The sequence below is a fragment of the Pseudoduganella ginsengisoli genome (assembly GCF_009720865.1).
Taxonomy (GTDB): domain Bacteria; phylum Pseudomonadota; class Gammaproteobacteria; order Burkholderiales; family Burkholderiaceae_D; genus Rugamonas; species Rugamonas ginsengisoli.
This window is the reverse complement of the sequence record NZ_WNLA01000015.1, coordinates 162,126-179,700: the sequence shown is the minus strand read 5'-3', so window position 1 is coordinate 179,700 and position 17,575 is coordinate 162,126. Positions and strand designations below refer to the sequence as shown.

The 17,575-nt window shown below is 60.7% G+C and carries 13 protein-coding genes; 2 read left to right on the top strand and 11 right to left on the bottom strand.

Going from position 1 to position 17,575, the window contains the following annotated elements:
- From GM668_RS20620 to GM668_RS20575, 10 genes are all read right to left on the bottom strand, one after another.
- Positions 1-875 (bottom strand): CheR family methyltransferase (locus GM668_RS20620; protein ID WP_155440832.1); only part of this gene is annotated, 875 nt, incomplete at its 3' end.
- Complete coding sequence (locus GM668_RS20615) at positions 872-1,336, bottom strand: chemotaxis protein CheW (protein WP_155440831.1); 465 nt, start codon at positions 1,334-1,336, stop codon at positions 872-874. The genes GM668_RS20615 and GM668_RS20620, both read right to left, overlap by 4 nt.
- Before the next feature lie 6 nt (positions 1,337-1,342).
- A complete protein-coding gene (locus tag GM668_RS20610) occupies positions 1,343-3,157 on the bottom strand; it encodes a methyl-accepting chemotaxis protein (RefSeq protein WP_155440830.1) in 1,815 nt (604 codons plus the stop codon).
- A gap of 54 nt (positions 3,158-3,211) precedes the next feature.
- On the bottom strand, positions 3,212-5,023 hold the full coding sequence (locus GM668_RS20605) for a methyl-accepting chemotaxis protein (protein WP_308506834.1): 1,812 nt from the start codon (positions 5,021-5,023) through the stop codon (positions 3,212-3,214).
- Between the two features lie 104 nt (positions 5,024-5,127).
- Positions 5,128-6,360, bottom strand: coding sequence for an argininosuccinate synthase (locus GM668_RS20600; RefSeq protein WP_155440828.1), 1,233 nt, complete (start codon positions 6,358-6,360; stop codon positions 5,128-5,130).
- An 18-nt stretch (positions 6,361-6,378) separates the two neighbouring features.
- Positions 6,379-7,305 (bottom strand): ornithine carbamoyltransferase, encoded by a 927-nt coding sequence (gene argF / locus GM668_RS20595; RefSeq protein ID WP_155440827.1) that lies wholly within the window; start codon positions 7,303-7,305, stop codon positions 6,379-6,381.
- Positions 7,306-7,461: 156 nt separating this feature from the next.
- A complete protein-coding gene (locus GM668_RS20590) occupies positions 7,462-10,284 on the bottom strand; it encodes an ATP-binding protein (protein WP_229499608.1) in 2,823 nt (940 codons plus the stop codon).
- 144 nt (positions 10,285-10,428) lie between these two features.
- Positions 10,429-11,346: a ribosome small subunit-dependent GTPase A gene (gene rsgA, locus GM668_RS20585; protein ID WP_155440825.1), complete on the bottom strand. Its 918-nt coding sequence runs from the start codon at positions 11,344-11,346 to the stop codon at positions 10,429-10,431.
- Positions 11,343-11,708, bottom strand: coding sequence for a 4a-hydroxytetrahydrobiopterin dehydratase (locus GM668_RS20580; RefSeq protein ID WP_155440824.1), 366 nt, complete (start codon positions 11,706-11,708; stop codon positions 11,343-11,345). The genes rsgA and GM668_RS20580 overlap by 4 nt, the downstream gene beginning before the upstream one ends.
- 2 nt (positions 11,709-11,710) lie before the next feature.
- Positions 11,711-12,976: a M48 family metallopeptidase gene (locus GM668_RS20575; protein WP_155440823.1), complete on the bottom strand. Its 1,266-nt coding sequence runs from the start codon at positions 12,974-12,976 to the stop codon at positions 11,711-11,713.
- A gap of 47 nt (positions 12,977-13,023) precedes the next feature.
- Between GM668_RS20575 and orn the strand changes: the two genes are divergently transcribed.
- Positions 13,024-13,611 (top strand): oligoribonuclease, encoded by a 588-nt coding sequence (gene orn, locus GM668_RS20570; RefSeq protein ID WP_211923428.1) that lies wholly within the window; start codon positions 13,024-13,026, stop codon positions 13,609-13,611.
- A gap of 212 nt (positions 13,612-13,823) precedes the next feature.
- A complete protein-coding gene (locus tag GM668_RS20565) occupies positions 13,824-16,154 on the top strand; it encodes a hypothetical protein (protein WP_155440822.1) in 2,331 nt (776 codons plus the stop codon).
- A gap of 47 nt (positions 16,155-16,201) precedes the next feature.
- Here GM668_RS20565 and GM668_RS20560 read toward each other — a convergent pair whose 3' ends face one another.
- Positions 16,202-17,569, bottom strand: a complete 1,368-nt coding sequence (locus GM668_RS20560) for a DUF1501 domain-containing protein (protein WP_155440821.1) — start codon at positions 17,567-17,569, stop codon at positions 16,202-16,204.
- Positions 17,570-17,575 lie beyond the last annotated feature (6 nt).

Below are 17,575 nucleotides of genomic sequence, written 5' to 3'. Positions count from 1 at the left end.
GCCGGGTGGGGCGGCACTGCAGGCCGAGGCGCCGTGCGGCGCTCCGCTTGCACCCGGGGCGGCGCTGGCTCGCCCGGCTGCTGCAGCGATGCATAGCGCGGCGCCGGGGCGCGGTCTTTTTTCAGTGCAAATGCGTAACGGTGCGGCAGCGGTGTGAACCCTTGCCGCGTGAAGGATGGCACTTCCGCATAGCCGGCCAACAGCACGCCGTCATCGTCGAGCATAGCGGACAGGCGCGCGATGGCGTCCGCCGTAGTGGGCTTGTCAAAATAAATCAGCAAGTTGCGGCAAAAGATCACGTCGTAATATCCGGCGTACAAAGACGTATCCATGGCCAGCAAATTGCCCTGGGCGATGCGCACCTGGGCCCGCACAGGGTCATTGATGCGGTATCTGTCGTCGCCGGCCATCGTGAAGTAGCGGTCGCGGAACGTCAGGTCATTGCTGCGGAATGCGTTGCGCCCATACACACCCGCGCGCGCGCGGGCCACACAGGCAGAGCTGAGGTCGATCGCATCAATGGCGAAGCTGGCTGGCGCCACGCCCGCATCAAACAGCGCCATAGCCATCGAATATGGTTCTTCGCCGCCGGCGCAGGGCAGCGATAAGATGCGCGCGGGGCGCGGGTCATACGCGAGCCGGGCCTGCACATAGCTGACGGCCGCCTTGAACGCTTCGGGATCGCGGAACATCCACGATTCCGGCACCACCAGCAATTCGACCAGTTCCGCCAATTCATGCGGCGACAGCGTGGCGAGGTAATGGTCGCGGTTGACTTCCCCGATGCGGCCCATGCGCTGGCGGACCGCGCGGTCCGCCTCGGCGCGGGAAACGTTCAAGCCGGTGGCCTGGCGGATCATGGCTTGCGCGCTCATGGCGCTTCCTCAGGAAACAGCGCTGCCCGCACGTCAGGCGGCAACAGCTGGTCCAGCACCACCAGCTGCACCATGCCGGCCCGGCCACCACCCGCATGACCGCTGACTTTGCCCAGGAATGGCGCGGCGCGCACGCCTGGATCCATCAATTGCGCATCGTTGACTTCCTGCACACCCAGTACGCGCTCCGCCAGCAAACCCAGCGCGTGCACGGCGCCGCCGGGCGCCGTGTAATCGGACAGCACGATACGGGTATCAAAGTGTTCCGCACTGGCCTCATAACCGGCCAGCCGTGCCAGGTCGATCACCGGCACCGGCTGGCCGTGCAAGTTCATCAGCCCGGCCACGGCAGGGGGCGCCAGTGGGACTTGCTTCAATTCCATCAAGGGCAGCACGCGCCGGATTTGCTTCAAAGGCAAACCGTAGCGGTCAGGACCAATGTGGAAGACGAGCAGTTTCATACTGGTTTATACATTGACGGCAAAGGTTGCGACACTCGATTGCAAATCATTGGCGGCAAATTGCAGCTGGTGCACGGCTTCGCTGGTGGATTTCAGCGAATCCACGGCCTGCTGCGTGGCATCGTTCAACTGCATCATGGTTTCCGTGATTTGCTGCGCGCCCACGGCTTGCGACTGCATGCCTTGCAGTACCGCGTCAAATTGCGGCGCCAGCTTTTGCACCTGGCTCATCACGCCCGTCAACTGTTCCACCACTTGCCGCACTTCGGCCACATTGCGGCGGATTTCTTCGGAAAACTTGTCCATGCCCATGACGCTGGCGGAGACGGCGGACTGCATTTCTTTCAGCATTTGTTCGATATCCCACGTGGACACGGAAGTCTGGTCTGCCAGGCGGCGGATTTCCGTTGCCACGACAGAAAAGCCGCGGCCCGCTTCACCGGCTTTTTCCGCTTCAATGGCAGCATTCAGCGACAGGATATTGGTCTGGTCCGCCACCTTGGTAATGGTGGCCAGCACGCTGTTGATATTGCTGGCTTTTTCCGACAGGGCCGCCAGCTTGGCATTGATGGAATCCGTGGCGCTCACCATGTGCTGCATGGTCTGGTCCATGCGCAGCAAATTGTCCTGTGCTTCCGCCGTGGCCGTGGTGGTGTAGTCCGCCACGGCGGTCGCGTCTTCCATGGTCTTCAGCAATTGCTGTGTGTTCGATGAAATTTCCTTGGTGGTGGCCAATACTTCCACGCTGGTTTGCGCCTGTTCCACGCCGGTGGCTTCCTGCTGCTTGGCCGAGGCGGCGATTTCCGTGGCCGACGTCGTGACCTGGATGCCGGCTTTTTGCACATTGGTCAGCAAGGTGCGCAAGTTGTCGAACATGGTCGACAAGCCATTGCCCAGGCGGCCAATGGCGTCGTCGCCCGTGACAGTGATCTTGCCCGTCAAATCGCCCAATGCAGCTTTCGATACGGTAGCCAGCAGGGCATCGACCTTGGCCCGCAAATCATTGGTGGCGGCCTGTTCGCGCTGCATGTTGTCTTGAATCGCCTGTGCCATGCGGTTGAACGCATGGCTGACCTGGCCCAGTTCATCGCCGGAGATCACTTCCACGCGCGCGCCTTGTTCACCCGCCGCCAGGCGGCTGACGGCATGCGTCAAATTGCCGATCGGCGCCGTCAGCGCCTTTACCAGCAGATAAGCAATCCCGGCAGCCAGCGCCACGCACAGCGCGCCGCCGCCAGCCAGCACCGTCAGCATGCTCTCTTGCAGCGCCGCCGTATTTTTTGCGCGAATGTCAGCCAGCCGCGCTTCTTCAGCGGATGCCTCATCGAGCACTTTGTTCATGCCCGCAATCGCGGCAAAGGCATCCTTCAACAGCGCGGAGTGGCCCATCTGGTCCGCTGCATTTGGCGCGTCGCCCAGCGCACGGCGCTGCGCCACCAGTTTTTTGACGTGGTTATCGATCCAGCCGGACGTCATGGCTTCCAGCTGGCGGAAACGGCTGTTTTGCGTGGGATTGTCCGCAGTCAGTTCCACGGACTTGGCGGTGGACTTGCGCAACTCTTGCTCCAACTGGGGCAGCCCGGCAATACCCGACTCATTGCCGTTCAAGAAAAAGCCCCGCGCCACGGCCTGGATTTCCAGCACCGTGTTTTCAATATGGTCCGCTGTCTGGCTTACTTCCGCCGTGTGCCTGTCCCACTTGCCGGCATCCGATAAACGCACGAAGTTGTTGTAGGAAACTGTCAGCAAGATCAGCAGGATGATGAGAATGGCGCCGAATCCCAGGTACAGTTTTTTCTTGATACTCAGGTTGTTGAACATGTCTTCTCCGTATAGGACAAGGCGCATTGTGCCATGTACGGCTGGGTTTGGCTGCTAAGAATTGACGGTAAAAGTCGCGACGCTGGACTGCAAATCATTGGCGGCAAATTGCAGCTGGTGCACGGCTTCACTGGTGGATTTCAGCGAATCCACGGCCTGCTGCGTGGCATCGTTCAACTGCATCATGGTTTCCGAGATTTGCTGCGCGCCCACCGCTTGCGACTGCATGCCTTGCAGTACCGCGTCAAATTGCGGCGCCAGCTTTTGCACCTGGCTCATCACGCCCGTCAACTGTTCCACCACTTGCCGCACTTCGGCCACGTTGCGGCGGATTTCTTCGGAAAACTTGTCCATGCCCATGACGCTGGCGGAGACTGCGGACTGCATTTCTTTCAGCATTTGTTCGATATCCCATGTGGACACGGAAGTCTGGTCTGCCAGGCGGCGGATTTCCGTTGCCACGACAGAAAAGCCGCGGCCCGCTTCACCGGCTTTTTCCGCTTCAATGGCAGCATTCAGCGACAGGATATTGGTCTGGTCCGCCACCTTGGTAATGGTGGCCAGCACGCTGTTGATATTGCTGGCTTTTTCCGACAGGGCCGCCAGCTTGGCATTGATGGAATCCGTGGCGCTCACCATGTGCTGCATGGTCTGGTCCATGCGCAGCAAATTGTCCTGCGCTTCCGCCGTGGCCGTGGTGGTGTAGTCCGCCACGGAGGTTGCATCTTCCATGGTCTTCAGCAATTGCTGCGTATTCGATGAAATTTCCTTGGTGGTGGCCAATACTTCCACGCTGGTTTGCGCCTGTTCCACGCCGGTGGCTTCCTGCTGCTTGGCCGAGGCGGCGATTTCCGTGGCCGACGTCGTGACCTGGATGCCGGCTTTTTGCACATTGGTCAGCAAGGTGCGCAAGTTGTCGAGCATGGTGGCCAAGCCATTGCCCAGGCGGCCAATGGCGTCGTCGCCCGTGACAGTGATCTTGCCCGTCAAATCGCCCAATGCAGCTTTCGATACGGTAGCCAGCAGGGCATCGACCTTGGCCCGCAAATCATTGGTGGCGGCCTGTTCGCGCTGCATGTTGTCTTGAATCGCCTGTGCCATGCGGTTGAACGCATGGCCAACTTCACCCAGCTCATCATCGGACACGACTTGCACGCGCGCCGCCTGTTCCCCCGCGCCGATACGGCTGACCGCCAGCAGCAGCGTATTCAGCGGTTGCAGCAGCGCGCGGCCCAGCAGCCAGCCGATGAAGGAAGCCAGCAGCGCCACCACGGCGCCGCCGCCACCGAGCAGCCACTTTTGCGCCAGCTGCAATTCGCGCGTGGCATTGGAGCGGGACGCCAGCAAGCGGGCTTCTTCGTCATTCATTTCGTCGATCAGCTTGCGCATTTCAGCCACGATATGGGCGCTGTTCAGCAATTCCTGTGTCGTGACGGCAGCCAGGGCAGCGCCAGTCTTCTTGTTCAATTCGCGGCGCCGCTCCAGTTGCGGATGGATGACGTTTTGCAGCCAGCTGGTCAACATCGGACCCAGGCGCTGCAAGCGTGCCTGCTGGTTAGGATTGTCGGCGGTCAGCCGCACCAGGTTGGCGTGGTGCGCGTGCAGCGATGCTTCTTCGTGGGGAAGGGTTTCCACCAGCGATTCATTCCCCGTCAAATCAAAGCCGCGCGTGGAATTCTGGATTTGCAGCATGGATACGGCAACCTGGTCAGTCTCTTGCAAGACTTCGCGTGTATGGCGGTCCCATTCATTGGCGTCGGACAGACGGTTGAAATTGGTGTAGGCCACTGCCAGCAGCAACAGGAGCAACACGATCATCGTCCCCAGTCCGCCGGCCAGCTTGGTTTTGATTCGCAAGTCTTTCATCATGTCTCCTTGATGGATATCAAAGTGTAGCGCTGGCGAAAACAAAACGGTGGACAATAAAAAAAGGCCACCAGAAGGTGGCCCCAGCATCAAGCGGCTAGCGATTACTGGCCGCGCTTTTGGCGTGCGTTTGCAGCGATACGCATACGCAGTGCATTCAGCTTGATGAAGCCGCCGGCATCGGCCTGGTTGTAGGCGCCGCCGTCTTCGTCGAAGGTGGCGATGGTCTGGTCGAACAGCGAATCCGTCTTCGAATCGCGCGACACGACAATGACGTTGCCTTTGTACAGCTTGACGCGCACCCAGCCGTTCACGGTCTGCTGCGTGTGGTCGATCAGCGTTTGCAGGGCAACGCGCTCCGGCGCCCACCAGTAGCCGTTATAGATCAGCGAAGCGTAGCGTGGCATCAAATCATCTTTCAGGTGGGCCACTTCGCGGTCCAAGGTGATCGATTCAATGGCGCGGTGCGCTTTCAGCATGATGGTGCCGCCAGGGGTTTCGTAGCAGCCACGCGATTTCATGCCAACGTAACGGTTTTCCACCAGGTCCAGGCGGCCGATGCCGTGCTTGCCGCCCAAGCGGTTCAGTTCGGTCAGTACGGTGGCGGGCGACATGCGCACGCCATTCAGGGCAACGATGTCGCCTTTTTCAAATTCGATGTCCAGGTATTCCGGTGCGTCCGGCGCCGCTTCCGGCGACACGGTCCAGCGCCACATGGATTCTTCGGCTTCCGCGCTGGGGTTTTCCAGATGGCGGCCTTCGAACGAAATGTGCAGCAGGTTGGCGTCCATCGAGTATGGGGCGCCGCCATTCTTGTGCTTCATGTCGATGTCGATGCCCGCGTCTTCCGCGTACTTCAACAGTTTTTCGCGGGACAGCAAATCCCATTCGCGCCATGGCGCGATCACGCGCACGCCTGGTTTCAGCGCATAGGCGCCCAGTTCGAAACGCACCTGGTCGTTGCCCTTGCCGGTCGCGCCGTGCGAGATGGCGTCCGCGCCCGTCTCGTTGGCGATTTCAATCAGGCGCTTGGCGATCAGTGGGCGGGCAATCGACGTACCCAGCAGGTATTCGCCTTCGTACACGGTATTGGCGCGGAACATCGGGAACACGAAGTCGCGCACGAATTCTTCGCGCACGTCATCGATGTAAATGTTTTCCGGCTTGATGCCGAATTTCAGTGCCTTGGCGCGTGCAGGTTCCAGTTCTTCGCCCTGGCCCAGGTCAGCCGTGAAGGTGACGATTTCGCACTTGTAGTTATCCTGCAGCCATTTCAGGATCACGGAGGTGTCCAGGCCGCCGGAGTAGGCGAGGACGACTTTTTTTACATCGCTCATAGTTTTTCCTCTAGAAAATTATTTTTGATCCAGCCGACCGAGCAGCAGGAACTCAATCAGGGCTTTCTGGATATGCAGGCGGTTTTCCGCTTCATCCCACACCACCGATTGCGGGCCGTCGATGACGTCGGCCGACACTTCTTCGCCGCGGTGGGCAGGCAGGCAGTGCATGAACAGCGCATCGGGCTTGGCGCGCGCCATTTTCGCGCTGTCGACGATCCAGCCATCGAACGCTTTCAGGCGCGCCGCGTTTTCCGCTTCATAACCCATGCTGGTCCACACGTCGGTGTTAACCAGGTCGGCGCCTTCGCAGGCATCGGCCGGGTTGTCAAAAAACGTGTAGCGCTGGGTATTGACCAGCTTCATATCCATGTCGTAGCCCTTCGGCGTCGACACGTTCATGTGGAAGCCAAAGATTTCCGCGGCTTGCAGCCACGAGTACAGCATATTGTTGGCGTCGCCCACCCACGCTACCGTCTTGCCTTTGATCGGGCCGCGGTGTTCGTAATACGTGAAGATGTCGGCAAACACCTGGCATGGGTGGTGTTCGTTGGTCAGGCCGTTAATCACAGGCACGCGCGAATACGCAGCGAAACGCTCGATGATTTCCTGGCCAAAGGTACGCACCATGATGATGTCGCACATGCGGGACATTACCTGGCCGGCGTCTTCCACGGGTTCGCCACGGCCCAGCTGGCTGTCGCGCGTGTTCAGGTAAATGGCCGCGCCGCCCAGCTGGTGCATGCCGGCTTCGAATGACAGGCGGGTGCGGGTCGAGTTCTTGTCGAACACCATCACCAGCGTGCGGTCCACCATCGGGTGGTACAGCTCATAGTTCTTGAACTTGCGCTTGATGATGTTTGCGCGCTCGATTACGTATTCATATTCTTCCAACGACAAGTCGGAAAACTGGAGGTAATGCCGGATTGGTTTTGCGGTAGACATAATGACAACGTAGTTGGGCGCCGACAGAGGCGGGGGTGCCTGTATCGCCAGCTTAGCAAAACATTATACGGCGAAATTGTAACGATGGTGGAAATGCTGCTATACCGGTTATGTAGGCCGGAATAGCGGGCTTTGGCCCGCGTAATCCGGCCTACGTCAGTGATAAATCGCGGCGGGCCCGGAATCTTCATGCTCGGGGGCAGTCAGGGGCAGCTCCAGCGTAAAGGTGGTGCCGTCCGGACCGCTGGCTACCGAGATTTGCCCGCCCAGCAGCGACGTGACGATGTTATAGCTGATCGACAGGCCCAGGCCGCTGCCGCCCTGGCCCAGTTTCGTCGTAAAGAAGGGGTCGAAAATGCGTGTTAGATGGTTGGGTGCGATGCCGTTGCCATTGTCGCTGAACGTGACGACGACGCGGTTGTCGCCGTGCGGAGCGGCGGATAACTTCATTTGCCCATGCTGCCGGTTTTCAAACGCATGCAGCAGCGCGTTATTGATAAAGTTGGCAATCACCTGGCCAAACGGCCCCGGATAACTGTCCATCGCCAGGCCGTCGGGTACGTCATACTCAATCGCGTGGTTGGCATTGCGGATGCGGTTCATCATCGTGGCCACGATTTCATGCGTGACTTGCTGCAAATTGAACATGCGGCGCTGTTCCGTCGTGCGGTCCACAGCCACCTGCTTGAAGCTGTTGACGAGGTCGGCCGCGCTGGTCAAGCCCCGCATCACGAGTTCCGACGCCTTTTTAGAGTCGGCAATATAGTTGGCCAAGTCTGAACGGCGCAGCCCCGCGCCATTCATCTGTGTTTCAATTTCAGCGGTCTTTTGCTGCAACGTGCTGGCAATGAGCAGGCTGTTGCCGATCGGCGTATTCAATTCGTGCGCGACACCTGCCATCAGCGAGCCCAGCGCCGCCAGCTTTTCTTGCGACACCAGCTGCGTCTGCGCATTTTGCAATTGGCGGTACGCTTCCGCGTTATCCAGCGCAATCGCGCCATAGGCGCACAAGGTACGGAAAATCAGCCGCTCCCGTTCGCCATACGCGGACACGGTTTGCGATTGCACTGTCATGACGCCCAGCGCCCGGTCGCCGGCCAGCAGCGGCACATACAGCCCGGACAGGTTATGGCACGTGCCCGGGACGGCATTGTAAAAGTCGCTCTTCGATAAATCTTCCACATACACTTCGCGCCGTTCATGCAGCGCCCGCACGGAATACGACGATGCGGAATCCAGCGCAATCACGGTCGTAGGCAACGGGGCGCCGCCTTCCAGCCCGAACGCGCGCAGCAGCGCAGCCGCAGCGGCATCATGCAGGTAAATGGCAAACGTGTGGGCCGGCAGCAGCGCCTGCACATGGCGGTTCAGCACGTCAAAGACTGCGGAGGCATCGAGGTGCGCCGTGATTTCCTGGCCGATCACGGATAAGCGCTCCAGGGTGGCGCTGGTTTGCTGCAGCAATTCCGCGCGGCGCGCCTCAAGCGCCGCCAGTTCCAGGTGATGCTGGCCTTCGGCGCGGGCATGTTCCGTTTCATGGTGCACTTGCATGGCGACAGCGCGGTTGGTGGCTTCTTCGCTGTGTGTCTTGTCCCACGCGGCGCGCGCGGCCAGCGCCGTTTCATACGCTTGCTGGTAACTGCCGGCCAGCGCATATTCGTGCGCCACGGCGTCCAGCAATTCGCCGGGCAGCGTATAGCCATCGATGGTGGCGCCTACGGCGATGGCCTTGTGCAGGTAGTGCAGGCTGGCATTGAGCTCCGTCATGCCTTCCGGCGCCGGCAACTGGTGGCGGCGATGGATGAGGGCCAGTACGCGCAGCGCCAGGATCTCGTGGTACACATTGTTTTGCTCGGCAGCCAGGCGCACGGCTTCATGGGCGGCCGCCAGCGCTTCCTCGGGCCGGTCCATGCCGGACAGTGCGTGCGCCTGGCCCCGTTTCGCCACCGTGAAAAAGTCTGCCTGCTGCAGGGCGGCAGCGCGGGCGCCCAGCCGCGTAAAGGCGTCAAGCGCCCCCATGTAATCGCTTTTATCCAGCGACAGGTCGCCCAGGTATTGCAGCGCAATCGCATAGCTGCGCGCACCGGATATGGGCGCGAGGATATCCAGCGCTTCGCGCAGCAATTCTTCGGCGGCTTCGATGCGGCCCAGGCGGCGCATGGTGTCGGCCGTATGCATCAGGCTCGCGCCCACGCTGCGGGGCCAGCCCGTAGGGCGGGACAAGTCCAGCGCGCACTGCATCCATTCCAGCGATGCCTGATGGTTGTTCAAGTTGGTATAGTCTTCACCGATATTGGTGGCGGCAGTAATGGCGGCGCGCAGCTGGCCCGTTTCCAGCGCTTTTTCATAGCACTGGATGTAATGGCCGGCGGCCGTGCCGAAATTGCCGGACTGGCTGCATGCAATGCCAAAGTAATCGTTGACCCAGGTGGCGATATCCGGCGGCAGCAAACGGAAGTCGGGGCCATTGCTGTGGATCAGGCGCTCGGTCCAGTATTGGGACTCGGTCGGATTGCGCAGGATTTCCCAGCGGCCCGTCACGGCTTCGATGATACGCATGCGTTTGCTATCGCCGGCCGTTTCCGCCGCCGCCATCGCCAGTTCCAGTTCCGTATCGCGCCGTCCATGGTCGCCCCGGTCGATGGCAATCCATGCTTGCAGCCAGTGGGCGTCCGCACAGCCGGCATGGTCGCCGCTGGCGCACAGGGTGGCAAACGCTTGCTGTGCCTGCGCTTCGGCCGCGTCCAGCGAGCCATTGAGCCACTGCACTTCGGCCCGCACCAGCTGCATACGGGCGCGGCCGGCCACATCATCGGGACCGAGCAGCGATTGCGCTTCCGCCGCCAGCTGGTCGGCGCGGGCGCTGTCGCGCTGGCGCATGTGCCATGCCAGCGGCAACAGCAGCGGCAAACGCGCAGCGCCACGCAGCGGGAGCAGCGCCACTTCCCACTGTGCGACTTCGTCGTCTACCGCGAACATGTCCATAACCAGCCCTGTAAGCTGATGCTCCTCGGAATTAAATGCTTTCTTATGCCAATAATGCTCTACAGCATTGAAAGGTGCAATTGCCTTTTTAAATGGCTGATAAGACAGTTGTGCAACCGCTAACGGATGGCGGGGCTGTCAATAGAGCGTTTGTGACGACTCGTGCAACAGTTGTCCATACAGTTCGTGTCGCATTTTCGCGATGCCGCCGCTGGCCACCGCGTCCAGTACGGCACACTGCGGCTCGCTCAAGTGGCGGCAATTATAAAATTTGCAACCACCAAGGTAAGGCTGGAAGTCGCGGAAGGCCCGTTCCAGCATGCCTTCCGTTAAATGGTACAGGCCGAATTCCTGGAAGCCGGGCGAATCAATGATCGCCGTGTCGTCGCCCAGGCCGGGTATCGTGTACAGGCGCGTAAACGTCGTCGTGTGCTTGCCGGTATCGAGCGCTTCGGAAATTTCACGGGTTGCGATGTCCGCGTCCGGCACGATCAAATTGATCAGCGACGACTTGCCCATGCCGGACTGGCCGATCAGGATCGAATGGTGGCCGGCCAGCAGTGGCTGCAATATGGCCACGGTTTCTTCCGGCCGCGTCTTGGCCGACACTTCATGCACGGGATAGCCCAGCTTCGCATAGACCTGCAAGCGTTCGCGGGCGCGCGGCAGCGCGCCTTCCACGTCGGTCTTGTTGAGGATCAGCCGCACTTCGATGCCGGCCGCTTCCGCCGCCACCAGCGCGCGCGAAACAAGGTCATCGGAAAAGCTGGGTTCCGTCGCCACCACGATGAACAATTGCGTGACGTTGGCGGCCAGCAGCTTGGATTTATACTGGTCCGAACGGTACAGCAGGGTCTTGCGTTCTTCAATCGCATCGATGACGGCCTGGTCGGCGGACGTCATGGTCAGTTTGACGAGGTCGCCCACGGCCACATTGGTTTTCTTGCCGCGTGTGACACATTGCAGGCGGTGCAATTCACCATGGATGGTGGCCGTGGCCAGGTAGTGGCGGCCATGCGCGGCAATCACGGTGCCGATGGTTTGTTGCTTGCTCATTGACCCTCCGCCACCAGTGCATCAGCCTTGGCGGCGCAGATGAAATCGTTAATGGATAAGCCGCCCTTGCCATTGTTGACGGAGTGGGTGTCGTAGCGGACCACGCAGCGGCTGTATGTGACCGTCAATTCCGGGTGGTGGTCTTGCGCATGCGTGACGTACGCCAGCGCGTTGACGAAGGCCAGCGTTTTGTAATAGTCGGCAAAGGCAAAAGTGCGCACCAGTTTGCCGCGCTGTTCATTAAACTCCAGCGCCCAGTTCGGCAGCAGGGCAGCCAGGCGCGCCGCTTCCACATCGGGCAGCGCTTCTTTGGCGGGCGCGCAGTGCAACGCCAGCAAGTGTTTGGCGGAATCGATTTTCATGATCATACTCCCACGTTCAATTGCCGGATACGGATGCTGGCCGGCGGGTGTGAATCATAAAAAGCCGAGTGCAGCGGGTCGGGCGTCAGCGTCGATGCATTGTCTTCATACATTTTCACCAGTGCCGACACCAGGTCGCGCGCATCCGTATGTTGCGCGGCAAAAGCATCGGCTTCGAATTCATGCTTGCGCGACGACAGCGACGTCAGCGGCCCAAACAGGAACGTGAAGACCGGCAGCACCAGCATGAACAACAGCAGCGCCATGGCGTCGTTGCTGGCGCCTGGCAGGGCCAGCGGGTTCACACCCAGGCCCGCATAAAACCACGGCTGCAGCTTCAGCCAGCCCAGCAGGGCCAGGAAACCCAGCGACAGGGCAAACATCACGCTGATGCGCTTGATAATGTGCTTGAGCTTGAAGTGGCCCAGTTCATGCGCCAGCACGGCTTCGATTTCCTGTGGCGCCAGGCGCTCGATCAGCGTATCAAAAAACACGATGCGCTTGGCGGCGCCAAAGCCGGAAAAATACGCATTGCCGTGCGCACTGCGCTTGGAGCCATCCATGACGAACAAGCCCTTTGACGCAAAGCCCACGCGGTCCATCAAGCGCTCAATGCGGGCTTTCAGCGATTCATCGGCCAGTGGCGTGAATTTGTTGAACAGCGGGGCAATCACGGTCGGATACAGCAGCATGATCAACACCTGGAAACCGCTCCACACCAGCCATGCATACAGCCACCACAATGCGCCGCTCTTGTCCATCAGCGTCAACACCACCCACACCAGCGGCAAGCCAATCACGGCGCCAATGACGATGCCTTTGACGATATCCATGAAGAACAGGCTGGGCGTCATCTTGTTGAAACCAAAGCTTTGTTCCAGCGAGAACTGGCGGTAATAATCAAACGGCAAATCCATCGCGCCGGAAATCGCCGCATACGCGACCAGCAAGCCGATCTGGTACGCCATGCCGGGACCGGTGAATTGATACACCTGCACCGACAGCCATTGCAACCCGCCCAGCAGCGTAAACCCCACCAGCACGGCCGCATGCACGATCATCGACAGCATGCCGAACTTGGTACGGGCTATCGTGTAATCCGCAGCCTTTTGGTGGGCTTGCAGCGAAATCTTTTCCGCGAATTCCGCCGGGACGGCGCTGCGGTGCGTCAGCACGTGGCGGATGTGGCGCGAGGCCAGCCAGAAGCGGACGGCCAGGGTCAAGATGAGGAAAGATGCGAACAAAATCGAAAACGCGTGGATATACATTCTGTGCCTGTGAGAAAATGGCGGATTGTTTAGGCCAAGAGAGAATTATGTCACAAGCGACCGCAATCCCAACCACCGCCCCTGCCCAGCAACGTCCCAACGAGATGAATCTGGTTTGGGTCGACATGGAAATGACCGGCCTGGAGCCGGAAACGGACCGCATCATCGAGGTGGCGATGATCGTCACCGACATGCATTTGAATATCCTGGCGGAAGGCCCGGTGTTGGCAATTCATCAATCCGACGAAGTGCTGGACAAGATGGATGCGTGGAATAAAGGCACGCACGGCCGTTCCGGCCTGACCGACCGCGTCAAGGCGTCCACTGTGACGGAAGCGCAGGCGGAAGCGCAATTGATCGAATTCATGAAGCAGTGGGTGCCAAAAGGGAAAGCCCCGATGTGCGGCAATACCATCGGCCAGGACCGCCGCTTCATGGTCAAGTACATGCCGAAGCTGGAAGCGTTTTTCCACTACCGCAATATCGACGTGTCCACCTTGAAAGAGCTGTGCAAGCGCTGGAAGCCGGAAATCGTCGGCGGTTTCAAAAAACACCAGAAACATACGGCGCTGGCCGATATCACGGAATCCATCGACGAACTGCGCTACTACCGAGAGCATTTCATCAAGCTGTAATCCCTGCCTGACTCCCGCTGGATCCCTTCCAACGGCGGCAATTGCCGCCGTTTCGCCACAAAACCCCCGTTGTTCGCCGCTTCACTTCGCATTTCCTGGCATTACCATTCAGCGTGGTGGCATAGTGGGAAACCACTGCGGTGTGTTCCATGGGAAATGTTGCTCGTGGTACACTTGTCTGATATTTAACAGCGCTGTACAGGCACCTACTCATGAAGAAAATCATCACAGCCTGCATGCTGGCCACGCTGGCCGCTTGCGGTGGCGGCGGCAGCGGCAGCAGCTCCAGTTCCGGCACCAACACGGGCACCGCGACTGAAACGTTCCGCATAGCATTCAGCACGGCGTCGCTGAATTTTGACGTGGTGGAAGGCAAGACCACACCGGTCACGCGCACCGTGACGGCCACGTCCAACACGACCACGACGAAACCCGTGGTATTCACGGCCGACGTGTCCGGCCCCGGCATCTTGACGCCGGTCGCCATTGAAAGCGCGGGACCGCTGGCCAGCAATATCGTGATTTCCGCCGATCCATCGCTGAAGGCCGGCACGTACACGGGGACCATCAAGCTGCAGGCGTGCACCAGCACGGCGTGTACGGAATCGCACCCGGGCTCGCCGCAAACGGTCAGCTACACGATTACTGTGCGCACGCCGATCAAGCCATCGCTGGCGGACGTGGCGCTGGCGGCGTCGGAAGGCGGCTCCAGCACGACGGTGGCGCTGGGCGTCACGCAGCCGGCTGGTTCTGGCGACGTCAGCTATAAAGTCACGTATCCGGCCGGCCAGACCACGCAGTGGCTGAAAGTCGCGCGCAACACGGCGACGGGCGGCCTGGACTTGCAGGCCGTGGCCACGGGCCTGGCGACCGGCACGTATACGGCCGACCTGGAACTGGTGGCTGCGCAGCCGGAACTGTCGGCCAAAGTACCGGTGACGTTCACGGTCGGCACCGGTGTCGTGATCGCGGAAACCGTCAATATCGACCTGGGCAGCGCGACCACGCCGGACATGATGAAAGGCGACTTGACGGTCAGCGGCGCCAACGCCGGTACGTGGACTGCGGTCAGCAGCCAGCCCTGGCTGAAGGTCGATACGGCCAGCGGTACTGTCGGCGGCAAGATGTCGTGGCACGTGGATACCACGCTGGCCGCAAGCTTGCCCAACAATGTGGTGAGCACGGCCAACGTCACGCTGACCATCACGGGCATCCCGGCGAAAACCATCGCCTTCAAACTCAACAAGCACCTGGCGCAATTGCGCATGGCCGATACCTATGCACTGCGTCCGGGCCGTAGCGGCACGGTGGTGGTGTATGGCACCGGCCTGACGGCAGTCGATGGCCAGAATGTCGGCATCCGCGTGGGGACGTTTGCCCCTTCGGCATTCTCTGCCCGCGACAATGTGCTGACCATGGCGATGCCGGCGCTGGACGCGGGCACGTACGACGTCACGCTGAGCAATGCATCCGGCATGCTGGTGTCGAAAACCACGCTGAAGGTGGCCGATCCGCAAACGTACACGTACCATGCCGTGCCAACCACGGGCGACAAGGCGTCGCTGGTGTGGGACGCCGACGGCAAAGCCCTGTTCGTCATCAATGCGCAAAAAACCATTGAACGCTATGCGGCCGGCGCCACCGGCACCTTTACGCGCACCGGTACCAATGCGCTGACGAATGGCGTGGAAGCCATCGGCCTGACCCGCGACCACAGCGCGCTGATTGCGTCGTCCGGCGCGAATTCGTTTATCAAGCTGGGCGTGGCGGATTTGTCGCTGCTGCAGACGATCTCTGCGGGCACCTTTACTGCACAGCCTGATTACCAGCGCAATCCGCTGCCGGTGCTGGGCGATAACCGCATCATGATTTCCAATTACGGCATGCTCGATCTCGACACGGCGGCTGTGACGCCGTATGCGGGCGCCATCCCGAACGGTCTGGCGCCGTTTGGCATCGTGGCGCCGAACGGCGCGACCATGCTGGTGCCGGGAGCGGGCAACCTGCCGGGGCCGCTGACCGTGTATTCGGTGGACGGTGGCAAATTCTCGCCGATGGCGCCGGGCACGTCGGCCAACGCCTTTACGACGGCGTCGGCTTCGCGCGACGGGTTCAGGTGGCTGCAGGGCAAGGCGCTGGGCAATGCCATGACGTTCAACGTGTACGACGCGGTTGAAACGTTGCAGGGCGCAGTCCGCCTGCCTGCCGGCTGGACGGCGGTGGCCGGTGTCATCAACAGCGACGGTTCGCGCGTCTATGTCTATGCGACCAGCGGTCCCGGCGCACCGCGTATTTATGTGTTCAATACGGCCAATCCTGTGGCGGCCGGCGCCGCCTATCCTATCCTGGGCCAGGTACCCGTGACGGACCGCGCCGACTGCACTGGCACGTTCTCGCTGCCCAGCTGCGTCAACAACACGGCGCAAATGGTGATTTCGCACGATGACAACACGCTGTTCATCATGGGCGACCGCAACTTGCTGGTGGTGCCGGTGCCGGGCACGCTGTCGCCGGCCTTGCGCATGGGCGGCAAGGGCAAGTAATAAAAAGGCCGGTTTCGCACCGGCCTTTTTTATTGGGGGATGGGTTGTCAGTTCATGAAGCCCATATCCTTGATAGCAAATTTCCCCAGTTCGTTCTTGAATACCTGCATCTCCAGCATGTCCGCATCGGCGCCAAACCAGCGGCCCAACGTGGCGCCGTATTGCTGGTTGGAGATTTGCGGGATCCATACGCCGCGGCCCGTGGCGTCATCTTTGCCACCCAGCGTGAAATCCGGGAATTCGCCGTACAAGCCGCCTTTGACGGCGCCGCCGATAATCAGCTGGTGATTGCCCCACGCGTGGTCGGTGCCGCCCGTATTCGGCTGCAACGTGCGGCCAAAGTCCGACATGGTGAACGTCGTCACTTGCTGCTGCGCGCCGATTTCCGCCAGCGCTTGCTGGAATGCCGCCACCGATTGCGACACCTGGCGCAGCATGTCGAATTGCTGGTAGGCTTGGCCTCCGTGCGTATCGAAACCCCCTTGCGACACGAAATACACTTGCCGTCCCGGCCCCTGCTGCGCCCGCAGCCGGATCAGGTGCGCGACGGTTTTCAATTGCTGCGCCAGGCTGTAGCCGGGGAACGGCGTTGCCAATGCGGCGCCGCTGTTGGCCGCCTTTAAGTCATCGACCAGCTCGATGCCATTCAACATGGCGCGGTTGGCGGTGGCTGCGACAAGATTCGGCTGGTTTGCCTGCAGCACTTGCACCAGTGCGGCACGGCGTTTATCGGCTTCCGCCTGCGGCCAGAAATTCATGCCGGCCAGGTTCAACTGGCCATTGCCGGGGATCAGGTTGCCGTGCGTCTTGGCGCCCTCAATGAACAGGCCGCCGGAACTCAGCGCGACCGCGTCGAGGTCGCCGCCCGTGCCCAGCAAATCCACCAGGCGGCCGCCCCAGCCGGTCCCCGCGACCGAAGGCGTACCGGCTTGCGCCTGCAACTGCTGGTCGGGATGCGAAAACAGTTGCGGCGGCAGCGCCGTGCCGGCCTGGTATTGCGCCTTCGTCAGCGGCTGGCGCAAGCTGCCCACATTCAGCAGCGCGGCCACCTGGCCCTGGCCAAACAAGGTATCGATTTCCGGCATGCCGTAGTGGAAGGCGAACGGCTGGTTGACAGGGTTGGCCACACTTTGCAGCGTGGCGCTGCGCTGGCCCAGTAAAGTTTTTGCGTTGACCGACAGGGCCAGGCCCTGGCTGCCGCGGATGGCCGTGTACTTGCTGTAGCGGGCCGTGTCGAGCGGCACTATCATATTGTTGCCGTCATTGCCCCCGAACATATACAGGCACACAAGGGCTTTGTAATCGGACACGGCGGCGTGGGCAGGCTTGGCCGTCAGCAGGCCCAGCGACGACAGTGCGCCCAGCATGCCCGCGTGGGCGCCCATCCCTAAAAAGCGGCGGCGGTTGGTAGCCATGTTCAG

Excerpts from the sequence above, each read along its gene's own strand:
- GM668_RS20615 (WP_155440831.1), bottom strand. The coding sequence starts at position 1,336 with ATGAAACTGCTCGTCTTCCACATTGGTCCTGACCGCTACGGTTTGCCT.
- GM668_RS20610 (WP_155440830.1), bottom strand. The coding sequence starts at position 3,157 with ATGTTCAACAACCTGAGTATCAAGAAAAAACTGTACCTGGGATTCGGC.
- GM668_RS20605 (WP_308506834.1), bottom strand. The coding sequence starts at position 5,023 with ATGAAAGACTTGCGAATCAAAACCAAGCTGGCCGGCGGACTGGGGACG.
- GM668_RS20600 (WP_155440828.1), bottom strand. The coding sequence starts at position 6,360 with ATGAGCGATGTAAAAAAAGTCGTCCTCGCCTACTCCGGCGGCCTGGAC.
- argF (WP_155440827.1), bottom strand. The coding sequence starts at position 7,305 with ATGTCTACCGCAAAACCAATCCGGCATTACCTCCAGTTTTCCGACTTG.
- GM668_RS20590 (WP_229499608.1), bottom strand. The coding sequence starts at position 10,284 with ATGTTCGCGGTAGACGACGAAGTCGCACAGTGGGAAGTGGCGCTGCTC.
- rsgA (WP_155440825.1), bottom strand. The coding sequence starts at position 11,346 with ATGAGCAAGCAACAAACCATCGGCACCGTGATTGCCGCGCATGGCCGC.
- GM668_RS20580 (WP_155440824.1), bottom strand. The coding sequence starts at position 11,708 with ATGAAAATCGATTCCGCCAAACACTTGCTGGCGTTGCACTGCGCGCCC.
- GM668_RS20575 (WP_155440823.1), bottom strand. The coding sequence starts at position 12,976 with ATGTATATCCACGCGTTTTCGATTTTGTTCGCATCTTTCCTCATCTTG.
- orn (WP_211923428.1), top strand. The coding sequence starts at position 13,024 with ATGTCACAAGCGACCGCAATCCCAACCACCGCCCCTGCCCAGCAACGT.
- GM668_RS20565 (WP_155440822.1), top strand. The coding sequence starts at position 13,824 with ATGAAGAAAATCATCACAGCCTGCATGCTGGCCACGCTGGCCGCTTGC.
- GM668_RS20560 (WP_155440821.1), bottom strand. The coding sequence starts at position 17,569 with ATGGCTACCAACCGCCGCCGCTTTTTAGGGATGGGCGCCCACGCGGGC.